Origin of the sequence: Halosolutus halophilus (assembly GCF_022869805.1) — an archaeon.
In the GTDB taxonomy this organism is placed as follows: Archaea; Halobacteriota; Halobacteria; order Halobacteriales; family Natrialbaceae; genus Halosolutus; species Halosolutus halophilus.
Map to the genome: position 1 here is coordinate 3,038,642 of NZ_CP094974.1, position 22,283 is coordinate 3,060,924.

Genomic DNA, 22,283 nt, shown 5'->3' on the forward strand with positions numbered 1-22,283 from the left:
GTAGATACTCATATTATTTCGTCATTTGCGATCTGTGTTGTTCCAAATATCAATGATAGAAGCGTTAGCTTCCGGTGGTCCCCGTATTCTCAAACAATTGTTCGAAAAGTCGTTGCTGGCCGAGTCTGAGGTGGCGGTTGACTGTTGGCTGGCTAACGCTTAGCATCTTAGCGATATCCTCGCCAGTGCTCTCCCGGGGCCACTCGAAGAAACCCGAGAAATACGCGGTCCGGAGTACCTCCAGCTGGCGGTCTGTCAACGACTCTATCAGGGATTCTACTTGTTGCCGCTCGGCGCGGGGCCCCCGATGAACATCATGTCGGCCAACGAGTTCGACCGACGGGTATCGTTCTCGTAACATCTCGACGAACTCGCGGACATCGATCGTCATCGGGACGTCAACGACAACCTCCAGCCCTGCCTCGGTCGCGGTGATTGAGCGCAGGCGACCACCGTGGCGCACAAGACGAGAGGCGATCACCTCCCCCTCGACAGCGACTCCGAAGAGAGGGCGTCCGTTGGATTCGCCCACTAACCAGTGGTTAGTGACGATCAAGAGGTCATCAAGTACCTCCGCAGCGATAGCTGGATCCACATCAGCTGTGAAAAACAACCGCGTCTCGCCGTCGGTGATGGTAGCAAGTCCTTCATATTCGACGTGAGCACCCATCCCCTGGGCGACTTTCGCGAGAAAAGCGTCCGGACTGTCGAATTGGAGCGTGAGCTCGATGAAGTTATCAGCGTACAGTGCCTGCCGGGTCTCTATAGCGTTGATGGAATTTGCGATGTTTTCGCCAAGTTCTGCGAACACTGTCTGCTCTAGATCGCCAAACACATTCGGTTCGTCTGCATATACGGTGAGTACCCCGTAGAAGTACTCGTCGAAAGACAACGGTACGCTGACAACAGAGTGAAAGCTGTGAGCGAGCGCGCGCTTACGCCACGGTTCGGTTTTCAACTCGTTGATAACGTTGGTCACGACAGTTGGTGCTTCCTCACGGGCGGTGGAGACGGCCGGTTCCATCCCTGTGTCGTGCTCGTCGAGTGTTACTGCATCGAGATATTTTTCACCAGTGCCAGCCCACGCCCGAGACATCAGTTCTGTTCCACTGACGTCGTAAGTGCCGATCCAAGCAAAGGCGATATCTTCCGCCTCAACCAACCGCTCACAGACGTCCGTCTCGATCTTTTCTCGGCTATCCCTTCCGATAAGCGACTGGTCGATGCGTCGAATGATATTATTGATCTGCCTCTGCCGTCTGAGTCGGCGATTCTGATCCTCGAGCTCTGAGTCGCGTTTCCGGAGGTTTAGCTCGCTCTCAAGGCGATCAAACGCGGCCACTGTCGTCGCGACGAGCGTTTCAACCAGTCGTCGGATTTCGTCGTCGATCGTCGTCGACGAAGTAGCAACGATAAACACGCCGTGGTCGGCAATCGGTACCGCTATCCCGTCCGCAATATCCTCGCTGAAGAGTTCCGAATTGTCGAATACCGTCCCGGACCCAGTGACGAAGGCATTCCAGGGCGCCGAGTCGCGGGGGGCCGCGGCCGGCGCACCCTCGCAAAGCTCGACGAATTTGGGAGAGAACGCTGTCGGTTCGAGCTGGTTTGATTCGGTGTCGAGAAGATAGACGGATACTCCGGGGACGTTAAGCACATCTTCGGCGGTCTCGACGACCACTTCGGCGATCTCTTCTTCAGTCTCCGTCCCAAGTAGTCCTCGCGTCGCCTCGTGTAGCGACTCGAGCGCCAGTTCTCGCTCCTTGTGTTCGGTGATATCCTGGATCGATCCACGGAGTCTTGTGACTTCGCCGTCTTCGAAAATGGGTTCGCCGATACTGTGTACCCATCGCTCATTACCCTCTGCCGTTGCCAACCGGGTTTCGTGATCCCATCCCTCACCCGCCTCGAGTGCCTGTTCGAACGTCGACCACCGCTGTTCCCGATCGTCGGGGTGGATGAACTCGAATAGTTCGTCCATCGCGAGTGCTTCGCCTTTCGAAACATCAGTCAGTTCGTAGATCTGATCGCTCAACTCCGGTGTATACGGCGGCCCGGTCGAGACATCGAGTTCCCACCCCGCGACTCCCGTCATGCGCTGGGCCTGCTGGAGCAGGTTCTTTGTCCGTTCGAGTTCCTCTTCACGCCGTTTTCGGTCGGTGATATCCACCAGTGCGCCACGATACTTGACGGTTTCATCGTCTTTCACGACGGGAACCCCAACTCCGCGAACCCACCGAAGGTCGCCGTTAGCTGTTACGATACGCCGCTCGATATCGAACGGTTCGCCGTCCACCAGCAGGTCCGTGACGGCTCGGTCGACATCTTCACGGTCCTCAGGATGGACGAACTCGAGACCGCGCTCGATGGGAAACACCTCGTCCGTCGAGAGGTCGTGTAACCGATAGAGACCATCAGTCTGGGTCCCATCGTACGGAGGACCCTCTTGAATGTCGATTTCCCAACCGCCCACGTTCGCGAGATCTTCGGTTCGGTCGAGCAGGTTCTTTGTCCGCTTGAGTTCCTTCTCCCGCTGCTTGCGCTCCGTGATGTCTTGGAACGCTCCGCGGATCGCGACGACTTCTCCTCTCTGAAAGATGGGATTTCCAATGGTCCGAGCCCACCGCTCGTTACCTTTGGCCGTCGTCACTCGGAGCTCCATATCGTAGGCTTCGCCGCGTTCGATCGCGTCGTCGATGGCATCACGGAGACGCTGCCAGTCTTCGGGATGGTAGAATTCGCTACCGTCCTCAAGATCGAAGTCGGCGTCGACCGACAGGTCGTGAATCCGGTAAACTTCGTCGGTCATAGTCACTTCCAAACGCTCATCTCCACTGACATCTATTTCCCAAGCACCAACCTGCGCGAGTTTCTGGGACTGTTCGAGGAGGCGTTGGGTCCGTTGCAGTTCCCGCTCGTACGTGATCCGGTCAGTGATGTCGATAAGGACACTTTCGATGGCCTTGACCGCTCCATCTTCGGCGTAGACGCCGCGCCCCTGTTCCTTGACCCATCGCCGCTCACCAGCGGCGGTCTCGATGGGATAGGTCAGATCGAATGGCTCCTGATCATCCAACCGCTTCTGGACGTATTCCCAGATTTCTCCCGTCCGCTCAACCATGATGTCCTCTCCCCAGGTTACCTCCCCCGTCTCGAGGGCTGCCGGGTCGTAGCCAGTGATGTCACGAACGCCTTCACTGGCAAACTCGACCGGCCATTCGGGGGCATTTCGACAGCGATAGACAAACCCAGGAACGTTGCTGATCAATCGCGACAGCTGTCGCTCAGTTTCTTTGCGTTCGCTGATATCCCGGCCGATTCCAGCCAACACCGGGTTCCCATCGAGATCCTTGAGTGCGGTCGCAACGAACTCGTGTGGTATGTGCTCGCCGTCTTTCGTACGGAGTTCGGCTTCGAGGCGCGTGTCACCCGTCTCGAAGACATCTACGATCGCCTCGGCGATGCGATCCCGTGCGTGTTCGTCGAAGAAATCCTGGGCGTGCATTTTCGCGATCTCCTCGTCGGTGTATCCCGTCGCTTCCGAGAGGCTCTCGTTCCACCGCTGTAAATGCCCGTCCTCGTCGAGAACGTAGAACACGTCGTCGATGGCGTCGAGTACGTTGTTGGTGTGTTCTTTGTACCGTTGCAACTCCTGTTCACGCTCCTTGCGTTCGGAGATGTCGCGACTGATCGCCATGAAGCAGGGTGCGTCCTCAAGGTCGAGGTGAATTAGGTGGATCTCGATGGGGAATATCGAGCCGTCGCGACGCTGAAATCGGCCCTCGAACTTTCGCCTCTCGTCGACTGATATGTCATCGAGTAATGCCCGGACGTCGCTTTCGTCATATAGTTGGTCGTACTCCCAGATCCCCGTGCCGACCAATTCGTCCTTGGTATATCCCAGTTCGTCGCAAACGCGTCGATTTATCGTCTCGATCGTTCCATCGGTATCAAGCACGCCGACCATGTCAGGGGAGTGCTCGAACCGCGCTTCGAGTCGTGTGTTCGTTGTTTCGAGTTGTCGCTCACGATCTTTGCGCTCACTGATGTCCGTAAATTCCTGTATGATGCCGATGACAGTTCCGTTGTCATCGTATATCGGCGCCGCCGAAAGGCTGACATCGATCAGGTCGCCGTCTTTTGTAAATCGTCGAGTTTCGATATCGGCCAGTGATTCGCCGTCCAGCAACCGTTTACGGAACTTCTCGAACTCATCGCTGCGGTCCTCCGGAACGAACGGAGGTGGATCACCGAGCATCTCGTCTTCGTCCCAGCCAAAGATATCCTCGGCTGCGGGATTCCACAGGTCCACGTTGCCATCAAGATCGGTTGCAACGAACGCCGTCGGCGACGCCTCAATGATCGCACTGGACTGTTTGGTAAGTTCATGGAGATTCTGCTCTCGCTTCTTCTGGTCCGTGATATCGCGAGCGGAGACGACGACCGATACGACTTCTCCCGCCTCGTTCATGACGGAACGGAACGCTCCGCTCATCCAGTGACGATCACCGTCCGGCCCGTCCAGATCGACTTCGTATTGCACGTATTCACCGGTCGCGGCGCGATCGATCCACTTCTGGACGTCTTCCTCGGGTGTATCCTTCCACCAGGGTGTCGCCGGGAACGGATCCCCGACCACCGCATCGGGATCGACGTCGACGTATTCGAAGTCTGCTTGGTTCACCCGTCGCAGCGTCCCGTCCGGTTCAAGCAACCCGAATAGCATCGTTGGATCGTCGAAGACGGTGTCGAGTTGCCGTTCGTTCCGTTTGAGTTCACGCTCGCGGGCCTTTCGTTCCGTGGCGTCGTCCTGAAAGCCGACGAAATGAGTTATCGTCCCATCGTCGTCCTTGATCGGCGCGACGTTCACCCGGTTCCAGAACTCCGTCCCGTCCTCACGGTAGTTGCGAAGTTCGACCGACGTCGATTCCTCACCATTGACGGCCTCACGCAACTGTGCAACCCGTTCCTCCCGGGTTTTCTCACCCTGGAGGAACCGACAATTGTTCCCGGCTGCAGCCTCGGGTGAATAGCCAGTTACCTGTTCGAATCCTTCGTTCGTGTATACGATCGGATTGTCTTCCAGAGAGGGATCCGTGATGGTAACACCCAGTGGTGCCGCCTCTATAGCGCGCTCTTTGAGGCAGCGGCCCCGTTTCTGTTCGCGCAGCGTGGCTGCCAGTTCTCCGATCGCACTAGATAGGCGGCCGATGACGTCGTCCCTGTCAGTCGCGAAATCGACCTCGTGCTCACCCGCCGTGAGTCGCTCGACCTTTTCCGTCAGACGTTCGAGTTCATTCCCAGAATCCCCTTGTGTAGCGAGTCCAAGGAATCCGATCAGGAGAGTCCCGATCGGAAGGCTACCGATGTGCTGTCCAGTCACGACACTCATTGTATCGCTTGTTACGCTGAGTAAGGGCGTTAACATGAGGATCACGAACCCGAGCCACGTATCGAAGGCCATCATGGTAGCTATCTGCTGCAGGGGTGAAGAGTGATCGGATTTCAATTTAGTAGTTATTGTATGAAATAAATAATCGACACGATGGTGAACACTATCACGAGATACAAGGGATACGGTCGGATTGGGTGACGACAGAAGCATCTATGAACAGTGAAAGGCCGATTGGTCCTTCAACACAAATTCAGATGACTCGTGGCCACCCACCCTCTTATTATCGTTGACTACAGGAGGTCAACATTGTAATCAGTATTTGAGTGTTGCCCAGCGGGACTCAACGTCCGAATCCTTGGTTTGGACAGACTGCATGGTCTCAACGATCGATTCAACGATGCCGGCGACCGTCAATAACAATATCAAGAGTTAGATCCGATCGCTGGTGGCGTCGACTGTCGAGCGGATCTGCTCGATCGAGTCCTCGCCACGCTTGCGCGACCCTAACCGCAACGAGAGTCGCTCCGGCGTGATCTCGAAATCGTAGACGCTCATCACCTCGCCGGCGATCCCGTCGACGTCGATCGCCTCCAGAAGCCCGTCGACGTACTGGGCGGCCGGGATCTCGACGTCGGCCTCCCAGCGCGGCGTCGAGGCCGTGTCGACGATCAGCTTCGCGGCGAGTTCACACTCGCGCTCGGTCGTGAGCCCGTTGATCGTCTCCGTACGACCTCGTACGTTCCCGTGATCTTGTAGTCGTACTCGATCTCGAAGGGCTGGCCGTCGGCGATCTCACCGCTCGACTGGGCCATAATCTCGCCGGTCGAGGTGGTTATCGTGTAGCCCCGGGGTGCTGATTGCGTTCGCCTGCTAATCCATTGCGGACTGTTTCGGTCTTTGGGACAATGTTCCTCTCCTCGAGGTCGACTCCCGTATGGATGACAGCGCCGGTTTGCGATCGCACTGGCGGAGCTCAGCTACGAAATCGGGGTCATCGATTCCGAACTCGCTGACTACGCGTGGCAGTTGGCCGCCGATCGGCTCGTTGCGTGGGACGTCACGCCGAAAGACGCCATCGACGAACTGCCGATCGGAGAGGAGTAATAGGTTCTGTGAGAGTCCTTCTGAACAGACTAGATCCATAGGGCCACTACGAATTCTGTTAAGATAGTTTGGAATTGAAATTCAGTAGATAAATGCAACCTCAATAGGCTAATATGAACGCACAAGTATGCCCTCTACCGATCGAAGTCGTATGCCTTCTCGCCGTCAGCTGTTAGCAGTCTGTGGTTCCTGTACAGGGATCGGTGTGCTCGGCGGATATACATACGGATCAGACTTGTGGCAAGATAACGATTGTAATCCGTCACCACTGGACAGCTCCCCAACTGACTGGCCTCTACCCAACTACGACGGAGCGAACACTCGTACAGCACTGCCAGAAAGCGCACCCGCCGACGGTCTCTCTGAACGATGGAGCATTACCCACCGGAATCCCGGACACCCCATCGTAGCTAACGGCTCCGTCTTTGTCGCATCGGATGTGAGTGCGCCGGATCAACTCCGCTCGTTCGACCTATTCACTGGTGAACAGCAGTGGACTCGACTTATCTCACCACCACCGGTTACGGTTCCACTCATGGTGGGCGGCGACCACCTCTTCCTGCCGCAAGACCGTGAGGATGACGAGTCCATTTCGAGGGCATTGACCACCGCCGACGGAAGTGAACTGTGGACCAGCGAAGTGAACAGCACCCACGTGACGCCGTTACTCGATGTCGGTTTGCTCACCTTCCGAGAGGATTCAGACCTCGTTGCGGTCGATGCACGAACCGGCGAGGAATGTTGGCGAAGCGGTTTCGCGGATCGTCCGCGTTCGAGCGCCGTATACGGCAGTGAGACCGTCGTGGTAAACGTCGGCACGGACGGGAGCGTGATCGCTCTCGACGCAAAGACGGGCGACCGACGATGGGAAGCTGATATCTCCGACTATTTCCATCCAAACGAGGACGACATCAACGACGCGATTCGAGGCCATATCGTAGCTGGAGACGATCGGATTTTTGTCCATACGTTTGGTGGGTTGTTGATTGCGCTTGACGCGAATACCGGTGAGACTGATTGGGCGACGCCGGAGACTCATCCAGAAATGATCGGAAACGCCGCTCCTCCCGAACTCGAACCGGTTGCTTTCTCAGATGGGGCGTTACTGGTTATCGAATCGGATAGGGGTCGTCCGGCCATTCTACACGCTATTGATCCGACGACTGGGGACAAACAGTGGACGTTCGAACCAGAAACAGACGAAGACATAGCTCTCGGTTCAGCGGCAGTGGCCGGAGAAATGGTATTTCTTCCCGTGGCGGATGAACTTCACCTCCTTGATCTTACAGGTGGTGATGTCCTCGAAACTCACGGCTTCGACGGCTATACTGAATCAGCGATTCTCGCTAATGGCATCTGTCTCGTGACGACGACTGAAGGCGTCGTTGCACTCGAAGAAGGATGATCGGCTTTGTTGAAAATCCGTTCTCCAGATCTGTTTTGTGTGAACACTCACTCACTACAACGTGCATAGTTATCGCTGACAACTCAAGCGGTCCTTTGACTTCTAAGAAAACACTTACGTCCAGCCGATACTTTTGTCATTATGTCTCAGTCACGGCGTACTATCCTACGCCGCGGTCTCTTACTCGGAAGTGTCGGCCTCGCAGGTTGCGTGACCGAGCAGGACGACAGGACGCCAACCACAACTGACGACGGGACGCCAAACACAACCGACGACGGGACACCAAACACTACCGACGACGAGATGCCAACCGAGATTCAGTTCTGGCTTGAAGAGGTAACACTTTCCGAGTCGGAACAGGACTCTATCGAACCGATTGTCTTCAGCGACCTTTTGAGCAGGCAGAAAGAAATCGTACAAACAGCACTTGAGGAGGGTGAATACACGTCGGAGATAGGAGAGGAATCCTCAGCACTAAAGAATCTGCGACAAAGTATATCAGCACGGACTGATGGTGGGTTGGAAGCGTATCTCAAACGAGGTGATACCTATTATCGTATTGGGTTCGTATCCGGCGACCACATCATCGCCAATCCCGGCAACTAAATCCTCTGTACTGAACGTTTGACCGTCCAAGATTTACCCCCTCTACCGGATGGAATTCCGAACCGGAACCACTCGTTCACTACAAATAATCCCTCCCTCGAAAGTCTCCCTTCGCCAACTCCAGAGTCAACTCACTCCTCGCGATCGGACAACTTCTCCGACAACCGATCCAGTTTCTCCCGAGCAGACTCACGGCGGTCTCGCGTTGCATCCGCTCGATACTCTATCGACACCACCTCGTCGTCCTCGAGCGTCACTGAAAGCACGCCACCGTCCGTTCGTGCGGGTTCGGGCAGTCGATCAACAGGGACGTCCACTTGCTCGATCACCTGCTCGTCCTCCTCGAGCAAGATCACGGCGATCTCACCGTCTTCGATCCGGTCAACAACGCCGGTGTAGGTCCCATCCATCGTTCTCACCCCATCACAGGCGCGACAGCTCCATCAATCCCACTGGCCACCCCACCTGCGACACGGGGACGTGATGCTAGTGCGTTCGTCTCGTCGTCGGATTCGGGCGTTTCCGCGAGGATATCCTCGGCATCCGTCGAGAACGACTCGCTCGTCTCCACTGCGATCGACGTACCATCGGTTCGTACCACAATATCGCCGTGGACTCCTCGAGATCGATATCACCGTAGGCGTGCTCGAGTACGACCTGATCGTTGGCGTCGACAAGTCGAACCACGTCGCCATCGCCCCGCCAGATATTCACATTGTACCCCCAGTACAGCTCGGTCTCTGTCGAGTCGCCTTCACCGGTCGTTATCCGTGCCGTCTCCCCGGGCTCGAGGACGAATTCGTCTGGGAACGAAAACGGTGAGAGGCCGCCATCGACCTGTCCGCCTTCCCGATCTCGGAGTTCGAACCCAGAGAGATCGACGGGCTCGTCGGCAGTGTTCTCGAGGACGATGTACTCCTCATCGGGCGAGACGTCTTTGACGTTCAGGTTGGCGACTTCGAGGGCGTCCCCAACCGCCTGCAGGTCGTCGATCGCGTCCTCGGAGCCCTCGGTGTCGCTCGCACACCCCCGCAAGAACGACGAGGAGCGTCACAAAGACTACGAGGAGCGCTCGGTTCATACACAGTTCATTTCAAGGAAGCCGCTTGCGTGTTCCGTCCGGTGGTATCGAAACTAGCTCTGTTGAAACCCTCAGAGAGTGATAGGTTCATAACCCTCTGCGGTCAGTACAGGGACGATACATACCGCGATGGCTACCGACCCATCTGAAATCCATCAAAAACACGGTGCAAGACTTAGAGAATGTAGTCAGCAGTTCAGGCCATTTATTTCATACCGATTCAGATGACTTAATCGCGCAGTAGATTATAGATTGACCACCTGGGAAGATATCAACCTATTTGTAGTCTACCGTTACATGCGTATGCATGCCCCGTAGCCGTCGTTCATTTCTGATTGCTGGAAGCGTCGCTCTAACTGCCCTCTCGGGGTGTCAAAGTATCGGTCAGGGAGAACAGTCCCAAATCAGTCTGACGCTCCGCAATTACACGGACAACCCCCAACCACTGAAATTAGAGTTGCTTCGTGAAGACGAGCGAACACATTCCGAAGCAACGGTACTCAATCGAGACTACACGGTGCCAGCACCAGAAGACACCGACGATTCTGCGGGGGCTATCCACGAATCAGATGTCGTTCCAGAACGGCAGTATCTCGTCCGTGTACTCCTGAAAAACGGTAGATTCGAACGCTTTCACGCGCATTATTACCCTGCCGAATCGAACACAGAAGCGATCGAATTTGGCATCTACCGTGATGAGACGACAGCGAATTTGTTCGTCGATTTCCGCAGCCTTTCTTGACTCATTGATGCCGCTCAGGAGATAGACTGTATACAGCACACCGTCCTTGAGTGACATATTGTTGACTTGGATATCTATCATCACCCTGTACGTCCAAGGTTTCTCTGAGCAGGTTGGCGAGTTACATGGACACTTCTCGCCACCACCTGCTCGTTCCTCATCTAGACAGTGCCCCGCTGGCATAATGAGACAAACTAAACACGACCGATCGATAGGAGCACAAATCCAATGGCCATCGTAGCAACGGCGGCCACCAGGAACTGCAGAAGAATGATCACGTCCGCTGTGGTCTCCCCGTGCTTGCCGACGTCAATCTGGAGTTTCGGCGGGCGGTCACTCATGAGCTACTCCACGTCGTACAGGATGTTGAGGAGATGGACAGCCAGTGCGAGCCCAACGGGGAGCAGAATATAGGGTCCGAACGCCAGGGCCGACTCTGCGGGATCAAACCAGCGCTCGACCATCGCCACGATCCATCCCAGTACCATCATCACCGCCAGCAGCGCGAGGGTGAACTGGATAGTCATGATCGCGCCGAGGAGGGAGTCCTCGAACCGGCCGGCGTTGAACCGCAACTTGTCTTCTTTCATTTGATCTGTGGTCATACTGAATTCTTCTCACAAGTCATCTAAAAACCTTGTCGTGAGTTACTGTTGACCACGAGGACAACCCTTAAGAATCGAGCCTGCGGCACGACAACTATATGACTGGCCCCCCACCCAGAAGTCCGGCCTCCGCCGTCCTCCAGGACGACGACATCGAACTCATCGAGAAAATGGAGGAGGAAGCCACCGACCGATGGGGAGAGGAGTGGTCGATCTCCATCCGTCGATGGGCGGACGGGGATGCGCAGATCATTGCCGAGCACGTCGCCGGCTTCGAGGATGGCTACCAGGTGAAGCATCGGTTGATGAAAGGGCCGGAGGGCGATCTCGGTCACGACGTCGTCCGGGTCAAGCAGCGGGAGATTGTCAGCCACGAGGTGCTCGAATACCCGGACGGTGTCGACGAAAAATCAGGATGAGCGAGAGGAGCGCGGTGTCCCTCCGCTTCAACCTCACGCATGTTTGCTCTGTTGAAACCCTCAGCGGTTGCTATAAATAGCGTGCTGAATACAGCGCGCGAATGTGGCACGGATTGAGAGCGATCCGGGAAGAGGAATGATCGGTGAGTACAGGAGGGGGAGTACACACCATTGGAACTGTTTAGGAGAGTCTCTTGACGACGCGTTCGGCGACTTTTCCAGCGACCCACATCCCAACTAAAAATGCAGCAGCAAGGACTGTGATTCCTGCAGCAGAGGTAACAAACCAGTTGAGTTGAAGGAGATTGAGTATCCCTGCAAAAACCTCGTAAACGAAAAACGTAACGGGTAGACCGATTAAGAAGGCGGAACCGAAATAGACCACACTGGACATTACCAGCGAGCGACGGTTTTCCGTGCGATTTGATGTCATATTATTATAGTTTCGACATGCATCACTATATGTTTTTTTTTAAGAAATTCTGTTAGTGACGTTCAGTTCGCAGCCCTCATTGACCGGCTGTTTCGCAGAGACACCTATCTGAAGAAGAGTATTTCAACAAAGCCAGCCAATCGTTTGAAAGCAGTTTCCACGCCGCGTTGTTATGCTACATTGAATGTAACACCCTTGTGGTACTTTGATTGGGGTCACAGTGGACAAGGATTTCGATAGATAATAACGAAAAATACTTTTATGTCAACGATAAATTATGATTGTGAACCGCAGAACGGCCCTTGTCTCGATCGGGGCAGTCGCATCGATAAGCGGTCTAGCCGGTTGTGCTGCCTTCAAAAGTCCTCAAGAATTCGCTTCGGAGGATCCTGAAGAATCCTCTCCGAAAGATATTACGACACTAGAACGGATAACAGTCGAAAACGAAGGCCATTCCGAGCGTCGCATCTCGATCGACGTCGTATATGAAGGATATACGGAATATACAACAGTAAGAACGATCGCAGGTAAGTCATCTGTGGTAATTACCGACGAGTGGCCAAAGAAGGACGGTTCGTTTGTCGCGCTTTGCTACTCTATCACTGGCGATACGTACCACTTGTCGCCACTTAATACAACCAATTCAGAAGGGGCAGAAGTCGATGGATATGAAATAGAATTTGTGCTTACTGAGGGAGGTGCCGTGACTGGAAACGCGACTTGGTTTCCGGACGACTAGCAGTTGTTCCAATCGTGGTCTTGTTCTCCCCACTCAACGTATAACGGTTCGGTCACCCACTTCCCTTCCTCTGAGGAGCAGTTAATGATTTTTCTACGACACTGTCGAGCGCCAGTAAAAACGCAGGTATCTATACGCGATCGCTGGTGGCGTCAACCGTCGAGCGGATCTGCTCGATCGAGTCCTCGGTGCGCTTGCGCGACCCCAACCGCAACGAGAGCAACTCCGGCGTGATCTCCAGATCGTAGACGCTCATCGCCTCGCCGGCGATCCCACCGACGTCGATCCGAACGGACGTCGTTCGACTCGTCGAGGACGACCGAGACCCACTCGCGGTTCCACTCATCGTCGTCGCGAACACTGGCCTCCAGTCGCGGGGGTTCGTGCATCGTCTTGCCGAACCGTCGTCCGTTTGCCCGCTCTTCAGCACGGAAGATCGTCCGTGCCAGTGCTGGTGCGAGCGTGTGGGCGTCGGGGTTCTCGAAGTACCACTCGCGATCGGGCACCTCGTAGAGTGCGTCCTCGAGGGCGTCGCGCTCCTTGGCCGCGTCGCCCTGATAGTCGTCGTGCAGAGAGAGTTGGTTGAACGCTTCCCATGTCCTGACAGGCGCATCGATCTCGCGGAGGTAGGCACCGACGGCCAGGCGGATCCGATCGGTCGTAAGATCGTCCTGCTCGTAACTGGGTTCCTCGTCGACGACGTTGTTGTGCATTCGGAGTCCGGGCGCATACGCGAAGTTGTGCGTCGCGATCACGAGTGGCCAGTACTCGAGTTCGCCATCGGGGCCCTCGCGGTACTTGTCTCACTGGGAAATTGCCGTACACGGCCCATCCTTGGTACAGGGGAGGGTCACGCCCTGATCGTTGTGCTCTTCGAGATACCGATGTGCCGCCGAGAATGGCATCCCCTTTCCCTCGCACTGCCGGTCGAGCCACTTGCTGGCGGGTTCACCATTAATCGAGATCTCGTCGTCGTGGTTACCGGCACAGACGGGACAGCCCCCGTGCCGACCAAGCAAAACGTGATACTGCCCGCCACGTTCTTCGGCGACGTCGACGGCCTCGTCACGAGCATCCTGCGTCTCGAGCAAATGGACGACCGGGCGGCCGCCGGTGATCTCGGTACGAGCACCCCAGCGTGTCGACGCGATCGCGTAGGACTTACCCAGCGATGTCGGCGCATCGACGATCCGGTCGTCTTCGTTGCGGATCACCTCGAGGATTGTGTCGAAGAGCACTTCGCGAGCGGCGGCTGTCGACGGCCACTCGAGGCCACGTTTCTTTGCAAATCGACTGCGCTCAGCGGGTTCGAGTGCATCTAACTGACCGATCGGGAGCGCCGACACTGCCCGTCCGTCGCCGTTACGGGAATCGTCAGTTGCTGGTTCGTATTTTGAGACCGGGAAACCAAGTTCGCGGAGATTTTCGACTCCGCGCCACCAAGCGTCACCATCGACGGGGCGCGCGTTTGCGGGTCTGATCTCACCGGCGTCGATTGCGGCCATTGTGACCGGTCCACCGTAGCCGCCGAGATCGCCGGTGTCCTGCCAGCGGTTGTCGGTGACGATGTTTGCAGTCCCGCCATCGGAGAGCGAACTCCAAATCGGCCAGAATGCACGCTCGCCGTCGCTCGTTGTGGCGTCGTCGTTCCAGCGCTGGACGATCGTTCGTTCGGCCACATCTTGGGCGTCGAGGCGATCAATCGCGGCGAAGATATCGCGGATGTCGTCGGTGGTTTCGGTGCTCGACGTTGCCTCGGGCTCGTAGTCCTCGAGGTCATAGTCGTCGCGATCAATCGAAGCCTCGTCTCGGTTGCGATCATAACTCTGCTCGTTCGGCAGCTGATCGTTCGCGTCGAGCAAATTCTCGAGGACGTCTTCGTTCCACTCGCGAACCTCAGTGGGTGTCCCAGGGACGTGGAGCCCGGTCGCGACGCACACCCGCTTGCCGTCGTAGATCTCGATGCTGGGGAGGTCGTCGTTCGCGCCCCAGGAATCATCGTCGAGCCGCCACGAAGCTTGTTTGACATCGTCGGGGAATTCTCCCTTGTACTGGGCGTGGACACCCGCCTCCGACTGAGAGAGATCGGCGTAAGTGAGTCCGAAATGCTCGAGAATCGCAATGAATGCGGGGTGGACATCGCCGGTCTCTGGACAGCGGACATCGTCGCCGGCGACGTAGACGTATGGATCGTCCTCCTGTTGCAGGAACGCCCGTCCATCGAGGCGGGGGTCGACTTCGGCCATCGCGATGGTTTCGCCGTCGACGTAATGGTCGGTGTATCCCCATTTCCAGCGGGCATCACAATCACACTCCGCGGCAGTCTCGTGACCCTCCTTGTCGCACTCGGCAGGTGCGTCTTCGTCACCCCACGGTGCGAATGGCTTCTTTTCGACGTGCCCCATCCACTGCTCGCGCTTGAGGAAGCTCAGGGCGCTCCGTGATGTACTGGTAGGTCCCGTCGAGCGCAGGCCCGTCGTAGGAACGCCCGCTCATGCCGACCCACCTCCAGAGAAGTGAATCCCACGACGACAGGGACTGACCTCGCCGCCAGCGTTGACAGTGAGGCAGTCGAAGCACTTCGCTGAGTGCGGGTGGTCGTGGCTGTCGACACCCTCGTACTCGACGCGCTCAACCTCGGCGGCGTCGAACGTCCGCCCACAGAGCGTCGTGTACTGCAGCCCGGACTCGAGGTGACAACCGTAGCCGTCGTCGGCAATTAACAACCAGGTCGTCACGCGGGAACACCCCCGTTAGACCCGCTGAGAGAATGGGCTTTGAACCTCGGGTTCGGATTACTGGGAAAACGACGACCTCCAAAAGTACCGATACCTGAAGGTAGAAGCTTTGAACCTGGGGATTTAAGCCGGTGGAGGGATGGTTGAACCCTCACGCTCCGGTACGCTGTACCGTCGCTACCGCGTGTACGCAGACGACCCTCTGCCGGGGCAGACACCGGCTCCGCCTCTGTGTGACCGTACACAGACTATGGAACTGAAATCGACACCACCGCACGACGCGAAGACCCGCTACCTGAAAAAGAAGCAGACCTACGTCTCGGACAAGACCTACTACAACTACGACACCGCCCTCAAACGGTTCCTCGAATACCTTGACGAGCGCAGCATCACCGATATGCGGGATGTGGACAGCGACGAGATTGTTCGGTTCGAGGAGTGGCGTCTGGAGGACGTGAAACCGATCACCTGCCGGAACGATATGCGGACGGTCAAGAACTTCATCCAGTTCTGCGAGACCATACAGGCCGTCCCCGTCGGTCTCCACGAACTCGTCGTCCCCACTAAGGTCTCCGAAGGCGAGGAGATATGCGACGACGTTCTCACGCGGGAAGAGGCGACAGAAATCCTCGAACACCTCGGGAAGTACGACTATGCCAGCACCCGGCACGTCGTTCTCCTGCTCCTCTGGAAGTGCGGGATGCGACTCAGCGGTCTTCGGGCGCTCGACGTGGAGGACTTTGATGAAGGTCGTCCTGCCGTCGAGATTCGCCATCGGCCCGAGACCGGAACACCCCTCAAGCGGAAGGGGCACAGCGAGCGGGACGTCCTCATCACTCCCGAGACTGCCGAAGTCGTTCGGGACTACATCGACACCAAGCGCCCTGACGTGGAGGACGACCACGGACGCCGTCCCCTCATCGCCACCAATCACGGGCGAGCGAGTCGGACAGCCATCACCAAACACGTCTATGTCGCCACCAAGCCGTGCTTCTACAACGGCGGGAACTGCCCGTTTGACCGGGAACCCGAGACTTGCGAAGCCACTTACTGGGCCAACGCCTCGAAGTGTCCCGGCTCGGTCAGCCCGCACGCGCTACGTCGGGGCTACGTCACAGCGGCGCGGAACGCAGGACAACCCAAGGACGTGACCGGGGAGCGAGTCAATATGAGTGGGAAGGTACTGGACAAGCACTACGACAAGGGGACGAACGCGGAGAAGGCCGAGCGGCGGCGAGACTACGTCAAAGACATTTAGACCAATCTCTCTTTTTCAGTGTTAAGAACAGGTAAGCCACTACTTGGTTCAGTACTAATCGTGCCAATCAGTCCTGCGCGTTGAAGGTTTCCTCAACGACCAGTTCATCTTCCTGATTGAGTAGACGTATCGTCTCTTCCCCATCCTCAAGCACCAGTTCAGGGAGGTCTGCGTTCCGATAGTAGGTTGGGGGGTCGGACTCGGCAACGCTGTCTCCCGCTCCCTGACTGACGACAGCGACCGTGCTTCGAGGTTCGAGGGTTAAGCCCCCTGAGAACGTGTATTCGTAGCCCGAACTGTAGGTAAGTGTATAACCACTAATGTACTGACTCTCTTCAGAACTGTTCTTTATAAGAACTCGTTCGCGTACTGATTCTGCTGTGTCACCTTCCTGTTCTGCGAATCTAATCTGGAAGTCAGATTTATCGTCAGTGGGTGACTGAGACCTTGTATTGTTCTCTTCAACACCAGTAGCAGTGTTCAAACACCCGACGAGGGGAGCGGAGAGAGCGATTCCGGTTGTAGCGAGTACTCTGCGTCGTTTCATACTCCATCTTTGTAGGTGACTGGTATATGCTTTCTACAAGGTAAACCAGTTCTTTGCCCTATCTTGATTTGCTCATTACGTAGGGATACTTCTCATCAGGCACGTCCGGCCCTCTCCGCAATACTTCGTAGGCAAAGGACTGCGCTCGACCAAGCCGAACCCCGCAGGAACGGAGGGCAGTTGTTACACCACTCTGGAAGGAGCCTTCCGGATCCACGTTACTCGCCTCGCGACGTTGGGTTATTTTCCGGGCGCGTAAGGAACTCCCGGACGCTGTGAGGGGCGGGAAGGCGCTCCTCGTCCGGTGAGGTGGTGTCTGGTTCGGTGTATTAATGCTGGACTCTGATTGCCTCCATCGGCAGAGTTATATCGGCTGGCGCAGTCGGGAGGGGGGGACGACCAAGGGGACTGTGCCGAGCGGCGCATCCCGGTATCCCCGGATTATTATGTCCATAGCGACCACAGACACAGCGACGCATCTCGTCAAGGTAGACACTCACAGAGAGACTAAAATCGGCTACGAGGACTGGCCGGAGGCAAACGACTACTACGAAGCCGACTTTCTCTATCTCCGCAAGGGGGCTTACTGGGAGTATCAGGACGAGGTGGACGCCGGGAAGCGAAACGGGCCGAAGTGGTACAACGGCTCCTACTACACCTACGTCGAGAACCGGAATCTCATCGAACACTACGCCGCCTGCCTCGAACTAAGCCAGATTCAGCGGGAACGCGCTGTCTCCTTCTTTCTCTCTCAAGACCTCCGCAAGTGGGGTATCGACAAGCGGTTCGTCGCGTGGGCGATCTGTACGTATATCGTACACTCTGACAAGGGGGACGTCCGGCAGACCCATCCGGCCTGCAAGGAGGAAACCACTGAGAGAGCGTTCAGGGAACTGGCAGATGGACTTAGTCTGACTGAACGCCAGCGACACCGGCTCTACGGGAAGGTGCAGAACCGGTTTGTGCGAAGCCGGTGGGGGGAGGGGTATATAAACCGTTCAGTATTATCTATGGCGGAGCAGGAGGACAAAGAGGAACCTGTAGTGGGGACGTTCGCACCGCCCGACTACGATTCTGACGACATCCCCATTGAGAAGCCGACCGGATACCCGATTCGGGCCGTCCCCTGAGTACCGGAGAGCCCTATCGGGGAGTCGGCGCGTTCCCGCAGGCTTGGCTACTCCCGACTACGAACCGCCCCCATAGGAGATACCTGACGGTTATTCACGGTTCAGTAGAGTGGCGGCGTTCCCGCAGGATTCGGCTCACCGCAGTCAGCGTCCGTTAATAGCACTACCTGATAGCGAGAGTGTCCGTTCTGACGTTTGATTTGACCGAGTTGGGACGCGGCCTTCTCGCTGTTCACTGACTTCCTTTTCTGAAACCGCATGACGTCGGCGCACCGTGTCCGTCAAGGAATCAAATGTTACCGGCAAGGGGCGCGAGTGAGACCTACTCAAATGTCTCCGGTAGTGGCTACCTTGAGAGGAAGATTCAAGACTGACCGCTCCTAACTGCTGTTTACGGTCATTAACGAGGCGAAGCTGAAGTTAAGCCGGTGGAGGGATTTGAACCCTCGACCTAATCCTTACGAAGGATTCGCTCTGCCAGTCTGAGCTACACCGGCACGATCGTGCGATCTGCGCACTTCAACGTAGGACCGATCGCAGCCATAAGGGTTGCGAATCGGACCGATCGTGTGACGCTATTGCGTGGACCGTTCCAGGCGGACGTCCAGACAGACGTTCACCTCGTGGGGTGCGTACGAGCGGACGAGTCGCCGGTTCTCGACGGTAATCTCGTACTCGGGACGAGCGGCCGCGCGGATCGCGCGTTCGCCCGGGCCGAACGGATCGTCCTCGTGCTGGATGTCGTAGTAGTGGAGCACGCACTCCTCGCCCGCGAGTCGAACGGCGGTGTCGAGGAACTCGTCGGCGCTGTGTGGCAGGTTCATCACGAGCCGCGTCGCCCAGTCCTCGTACTCCCCGGCGACCTCGCGGACGTCGCCGTGGATGGCCGTGACCCGGTCGTCGACGCCGTTCCGGCGCGCGTTCTCGCGGAGGTACTCGATCGCGACCTCGTTGATGTCCACGCCGACGCACCCCGCACCCCGTTTCGCGAACGGGACGACGAACGGGCCGACGCCGGCGAACATGTCGAACGCCCGATCGGCCGCCGTCACCTGTTCGGCGACGCGGTGGCGTTCGGTCGCCAGCCGGGGCGAGAAGTACACCGCGTCGAGGTCCAGCGCGAACTCGCAGCCGTACTCCCGGTGGACCGTCTCGGTCCCCTCGCCCGCGAGGACCTCCCAGTCGCGGACCCGCGTCTCGCCTTTCACCTTCGATCGCTTGTTGACGACCGTCTCGACCGGCAGATCCGAGTCGACGATCGCCTGGGCGATCTCGAGGGCGCGTTCCTGCGCGTCCTCGTCGAGCAGGACCACGTCGCCGAGGCGTTCGTAAGACGGGTCGAACCCCAGCAGATCAGCCGGCATCGTCTGCGTCTCGCGTTCGGGAACCTCCCGGGAGACGACCGCGAACTCCGCCGGTACCGCGTCGGGATCGGAAACGGGGATGTAGAGCGTCCCCTCCTCGACGGCAATCTCGTAGTCGTCGTCGATCAGGTCCGCGTCGGCGAGTCGCGATCGCGTCGCTTCGCCCTCTTCGCGCGCGACGCGGACGCACGGCACCTCCATACCCGGAGTCGGAGACGGGACGCCGTAATATTGACGCTTCGCCGCCCGGAACGATCGGCCGGCAACACTTCGGGGCCCGGTCCGCCGGCCGTCGCTGGCCGGATCGATGCATCGTTTCGTGAACAGTTTTCAGGGACCCGCCACTACGTGGGCAGTAGCATGGCCGATCGAACGGAGCTGACGACCGTCGAGACGGTCCACGAAGAGCGATCGTGGCTGTTCACGGTCTTGGATCGACACGGGAACCAGGACGAGGTCGTCCTCGTCCCCTGCGAGGACGGTGTCGAGCATAGCTCGACAAGCAGTCAGCGCGGTTCCCGCGCTGACGACAGCGTGGAACCGTGTTCCACGAGCAGTCGGCCTGCGGCCGACGACGGCGTCGAGGCGTGGATCAACCGCTGTACGCACGAGGCCCAGCGGCTGGACACCGGCCGCGGCGTCGCGATGCGCGACTGCCAGATCATCTGTCCGAAACACGGCTCGATGTTCGACGCGTGTTCGGGCTACTGCGACAACGGCGAGGCCGCCGACACGACCCTTCCCTCGATCGAGATTGCGATCGAGGACGGCACCGTCTACCTCACCGACGACGAGGTGTCGTTCGCCCACGCGGGCGGGATCGGTGCGAACGACGAGGACGATGACGACGGGCCCGCCTCGACCTCGCACCTCTCCTTCTAGCCCTCGATCGGATCGGCAGCGGGCGTAGCTGGAACTATACCTTCGGCGTACCTGGGCCGACGTATGGACCGTCAGCGCGTCACGAGCGGCACCGAGTGGGAATCGAGCGTGGGCTACTCCCGGGCCGTCCGCGCCGGGTCGCAGATCCACGTCTCGGGCACGACGGCGACCGACGAGAACGGCGACGTCGTGGGAGTCGGTGATCCCCACGCACAGACCGTTCGGGCGCTCGAGATCATCGAAGACGCGCTCGCGGAGGCTGGCGCGTCGATCGAGGACGTGGTTCGCACCCGCATCTACGTGACCGACATCGACGACTGGGGGGCGATCGGCGAGGCCCACGGCGAGTTCTTCGGGGACGTTCGTCCGGCGGCGAGTATGGTCGAGGTGCAGCGATTGATCGATCCGGACCACTTAGTCGAGATCGAAGCGGTCGCGATCGTCGGCGACGACTGAGTTCCCGCGATCTCGAACCTCGATCGTGACTGTCCGGACCTCGGACCCGTCAGCCGGGCGTGGACAACCGTTATTTCGGCTGTGAGCCACTTGTCTAGAGAAACACATCATGAGCACCGAAGCCAACAAAACGCTCGCCCGCCGCATGCAGGAAGACGTCTGGAACGAGGGGGACGTGGACGCGATCGACGATCTCCTCGCGGAGGACTTCGTCCAGCACTCCCCGTGGGAGCCGTCGGAGTTGCACGGCCGGGAGGCGTTCAAACAGCAGATCGGGGACTTCCACGCCGCGTTCCCCGATCTGCACGGAACGATCGACGACGTCGTCGCCGAGGGGGACACGGTCGCGAACCGGTTCACCATGCGCGCGACCCACCAGGGCGAGTTCATGGGCGTCGAGCCGACGGGAAACGAGGTCGAACTCGTCGGTACCATCTTCGCCCGCGTCGAGGACGGCAAGATCGCCGAGCGGTGGGTCGTCGACCACGTACTCGGGTTTCTCGAACAACTCGGGACGGTATCCGAGCGGTAGCGGCGCTGTTCGACTCGAAAGGTTATAGCGAGGGTGCCGACTAGCGACGGCCATGCTCACGTTCATCGGTCTCGGCCTCTACGACGAACGATCGATCACCGTCGAGGGCCAGGAAGCCCTTCGGAACGCCGACCGCGCGTACGCCGAGTTCTACACCAGCAAACTGATCGGCACGTCGGTCGACGACCTCGAGGACTACCACGACGTGACGATCGAGGTCCGGGATCGCGCCGGCGTCGAACAGCACCCCGACGACGTTCTCGACGCGGCCGAAACGGAGGACGTGGCCTTTCTGACGGCCGGCGACACGATGATTTCGACGACCCACGTCGACCTTCGACTCCGGGCCCACGAGCGGGGCATCGACACGCGCGTGATCCACGGCGTGACGGCCCAGACGGCGACCAGTTCACTGACCGGACTCCAGAACTACCGCTTCGGGACGGCCACCACGCTACCGTTCCCCTACGCACACGGGGCCGACGGCCTCCCAGCGAGCGTGACGAACACGATCGACGAGAATCGGGCCGACGGGCTTCACACGGTCGTCTACCTGGATATAAAAGCCGATCGCGAGGACCGCGAAGAGTACATGACCGCCGACGTCGGGGCCGAGCTACTTGCCGCGGAGTACCCCGACCTCGTCGGCGTCGTCGTCGCCCGCGCGGGCAGCCCCGAACCGCTGGTCGAGGCCGGGACGATGACAGACCTCGCCGATCGCGAGTTCGGCGATCCGCTCCACCTGCTCGTGATCCCGGGCGAGTGTCACCTGCTGGAGGCCGACGCGCTCGTCGAACTCGCCGGTGCCGACCGGGACGCCCTCGACGTGGTCTGATCCGCGGCGGGA

Annotated in this window: 23 protein-coding genes and 1 tRNA gene; 11 read left to right on the top strand and 13 right to left on the bottom strand. The window is 58.1% G+C overall.

All coding sequences use genetic code 11. The features are described from left to right. Window positions 1-64: 64 nt before the first annotated feature. Both MUG98_RS14865 and MUG98_RS14870 read right to left on the bottom strand, forming a co-directional pair. Window positions 65-5,464 carry a PAS domain S-box protein gene (locus tag MUG98_RS14865; protein WP_265108226.1) on the bottom strand — a complete coding sequence of 1,800 codons (5,400 nt, stop codon included), beginning with the start codon at window positions 5,462-5,464 and terminating at the stop codon, window positions 65-67. Window positions 5,465-5,824: 360 nt separating this feature from the next. Next, on the bottom strand, window positions 5,825-5,950 hold the full coding sequence (locus tag MUG98_RS14870) for a hypothetical protein (protein WP_265108227.1): 126 nt from the start codon (window positions 5,948-5,950) through the stop codon (window positions 5,825-5,827). A 1,084-nt stretch (window positions 5,951-7,034) separates the two neighbouring features. Here MUG98_RS14870 and MUG98_RS14875 point away from each other — a divergent pair. Next, on the top strand, window positions 7,035-7,904 hold the full coding sequence (locus MUG98_RS14875) for a PQQ-binding-like beta-propeller repeat protein (RefSeq protein ID WP_345779772.1): 870 nt from the start codon (window positions 7,035-7,037) through the stop codon (window positions 7,902-7,904). Window positions 7,905-8,114: 210 nt separating this feature from the next. Beyond that, the gene (locus tag MUG98_RS14880) at window positions 8,115-8,510 is read left to right on the top strand and encodes a hypothetical protein (protein WP_265108228.1); all 396 of its coding nucleotides are present in this window, start codon (window positions 8,115-8,117) and stop codon (window positions 8,508-8,510) included. Window positions 8,511-8,641: 131 nt separating this feature from the next. Here MUG98_RS14880 and MUG98_RS14885 read toward each other — a convergent pair whose 3' ends face one another. Continuing rightward, window positions 8,642-8,920, bottom strand: coding sequence for a DUF3006 domain-containing protein (locus MUG98_RS14885; protein ID WP_265108229.1), 279 nt, complete (start codon window positions 8,918-8,920; stop codon window positions 8,642-8,644). A 76-nt stretch (window positions 8,921-8,996) separates the two neighbouring features. Next, window positions 8,997-9,545, bottom strand: a complete 549-nt coding sequence (locus tag MUG98_RS14890) for a lamin tail domain-containing protein (protein WP_265108230.1) — start codon at window positions 9,543-9,545, stop codon at window positions 8,997-8,999. 353 nt (window positions 9,546-9,898) lie between these two features. On the opposite strand from MUG98_RS14890, the gene MUG98_RS14895 reads away from it, so the two are divergent. Next, complete coding sequence (locus MUG98_RS14895) at window positions 9,899-10,333, top strand: hypothetical protein (RefSeq protein ID WP_265108231.1); 435 nt, start codon at window positions 9,899-9,901, stop codon at window positions 10,331-10,333. Window positions 10,334-10,527: 194 nt separating this feature from the next. Here the strand turns inward: MUG98_RS14895 and MUG98_RS14900 are convergent, their stop codons facing one another. Beyond that, a complete protein-coding gene (locus MUG98_RS14900; RefSeq protein ID WP_265108232.1) occupies window positions 10,528-10,674 on the bottom strand; it encodes a hypothetical protein in 147 nt (48 codons plus the stop codon). 3 nt (window positions 10,675-10,677) lie between these two features. Continuing rightward, window positions 10,678-10,938, bottom strand: a complete 261-nt coding sequence (locus MUG98_RS14905; protein ID WP_265108233.1) for a hypothetical protein — start codon at window positions 10,936-10,938, stop codon at window positions 10,678-10,680. A gap of 98 nt (window positions 10,939-11,036) precedes the next feature. Between MUG98_RS14905 and MUG98_RS14910 the strand changes: the two genes are divergently transcribed. Beyond that, a complete protein-coding gene (locus MUG98_RS14910; RefSeq protein ID WP_265108234.1) occupies window positions 11,037-11,357 on the top strand; it encodes a hypothetical protein in 321 nt (106 codons plus the stop codon). Between the two features lie 181 nt (window positions 11,358-11,538). On the opposite strand, the gene MUG98_RS14915 is transcribed toward MUG98_RS14910, so the two are convergent. Next, window positions 11,539-11,790 (bottom strand): hypothetical protein, encoded by a 252-nt coding sequence (locus tag MUG98_RS14915; protein WP_265108235.1) that lies wholly within the window; start codon window positions 11,788-11,790, stop codon window positions 11,539-11,541. Between the two features lie 283 nt (window positions 11,791-12,073). On the opposite strand from MUG98_RS14915, the gene MUG98_RS14920 reads away from it, so the two are divergent. Beyond that, entirely contained in the window at window positions 12,074-12,529 is a 456-nt protein-coding gene (locus MUG98_RS14920) for a hypothetical protein (RefSeq protein ID WP_265108236.1), read from the top strand. Window positions 12,530-12,681: 152 nt separating this feature from the next. Here the strand turns inward: MUG98_RS14920 and MUG98_RS14925 are convergent, their stop codons facing one another. The 3 genes from MUG98_RS14925 to MUG98_RS14935 form a co-directional block, all read right to left on the bottom strand. Then, on the bottom strand, window positions 12,682-13,242 hold the full coding sequence (locus MUG98_RS14925; protein ID WP_265108237.1) for a hypothetical protein: 561 nt from the start codon (window positions 13,240-13,242) through the stop codon (window positions 12,682-12,684). Window positions 13,243-13,332: 90 nt separating this feature from the next. After that, window positions 13,333-14,934: a hypothetical protein gene (locus MUG98_RS14930; RefSeq protein ID WP_265108238.1), complete on the bottom strand. Its 1,602-nt coding sequence runs from the start codon at window positions 14,932-14,934 to the stop codon at window positions 13,333-13,335. Between the two features lie 87 nt (window positions 14,935-15,021). Then, window positions 15,022-15,267 carry a hypothetical protein gene (locus MUG98_RS14935; RefSeq protein ID WP_265108239.1) on the bottom strand — a complete coding sequence of 82 codons (246 nt, stop codon included), beginning with the start codon at window positions 15,265-15,267 and terminating at the stop codon, window positions 15,022-15,024. 250 nt (window positions 15,268-15,517) lie between these two features. Between MUG98_RS14935 and MUG98_RS14940 the strand changes: the two genes are divergently transcribed. After that, window positions 15,518-16,525 (top strand): tyrosine-type recombinase/integrase, encoded by a 1,008-nt coding sequence (locus MUG98_RS14940; protein WP_265108240.1) that lies wholly within the window; start codon window positions 15,518-15,520, stop codon window positions 16,523-16,525. Window positions 16,526-16,592: 67 nt separating this feature from the next. On the opposite strand, the gene MUG98_RS14945 is transcribed toward MUG98_RS14940, so the two are convergent. Continuing rightward, window positions 16,593-17,072, bottom strand: coding sequence for a lamin tail domain-containing protein (locus MUG98_RS14945; RefSeq protein WP_265108241.1), 480 nt, complete (start codon window positions 17,070-17,072; stop codon window positions 16,593-16,595). Between the two features lie 446 nt (window positions 17,073-17,518). On the opposite strand from MUG98_RS14945, the gene MUG98_RS14950 reads away from it, so the two are divergent. Next, complete coding sequence (locus MUG98_RS14950; protein ID WP_265108242.1) at window positions 17,519-18,202, top strand: hypothetical protein; 684 nt, start codon at window positions 17,519-17,521, stop codon at window positions 18,200-18,202. 423 nt (window positions 18,203-18,625) lie between these two features. Here the strand turns inward: MUG98_RS14950 and MUG98_RS14955 are convergent. Further along, window positions 18,626-18,699 (bottom strand) — tRNA-Thr (locus MUG98_RS14955). 78 nt (window positions 18,700-18,777) lie between these two features. Then, a complete protein-coding gene (locus tag MUG98_RS14960) occupies window positions 18,778-19,767 on the bottom strand; it encodes a class I SAM-dependent methyltransferase (protein WP_265108243.1) in 990 nt (329 codons plus the stop codon). Between the two features lie 159 nt (window positions 19,768-19,926). On the opposite strand from MUG98_RS14960, the gene MUG98_RS14965 reads away from it, so the two are divergent. The 4 genes from MUG98_RS14965 (at window position 19,927) to dph5 (ending at window position 22,271) form a co-directional block, all read left to right on the top strand. Continuing rightward, on the top strand, window positions 19,927-20,448 hold the full coding sequence (locus MUG98_RS14965) for a Rieske (2Fe-2S) protein (RefSeq protein ID WP_265108244.1): 522 nt from the start codon (window positions 19,927-19,929) through the stop codon (window positions 20,446-20,448). Between the two features lie 63 nt (window positions 20,449-20,511). Continuing rightward, a complete protein-coding gene (locus MUG98_RS14970) occupies window positions 20,512-20,904 on the top strand; it encodes a RidA family protein (RefSeq protein ID WP_265108245.1) in 393 nt (130 codons plus the stop codon). A 109-nt stretch (window positions 20,905-21,013) separates the two neighbouring features. Further along, window positions 21,014-21,436: an ester cyclase gene (locus tag MUG98_RS14975; RefSeq protein WP_265108246.1), complete on the top strand. Its 423-nt coding sequence runs from the start codon at window positions 21,014-21,016 to the stop codon at window positions 21,434-21,436. A gap of 52 nt (window positions 21,437-21,488) precedes the next feature. Continuing rightward, window positions 21,489-22,271 (top strand): diphthine synthase, encoded by a 783-nt coding sequence (gene dph5 / locus MUG98_RS14980; RefSeq protein WP_265108247.1) that lies wholly within the window; start codon window positions 21,489-21,491, stop codon window positions 22,269-22,271. Window positions 22,272-22,283 lie beyond the last annotated feature (12 nt).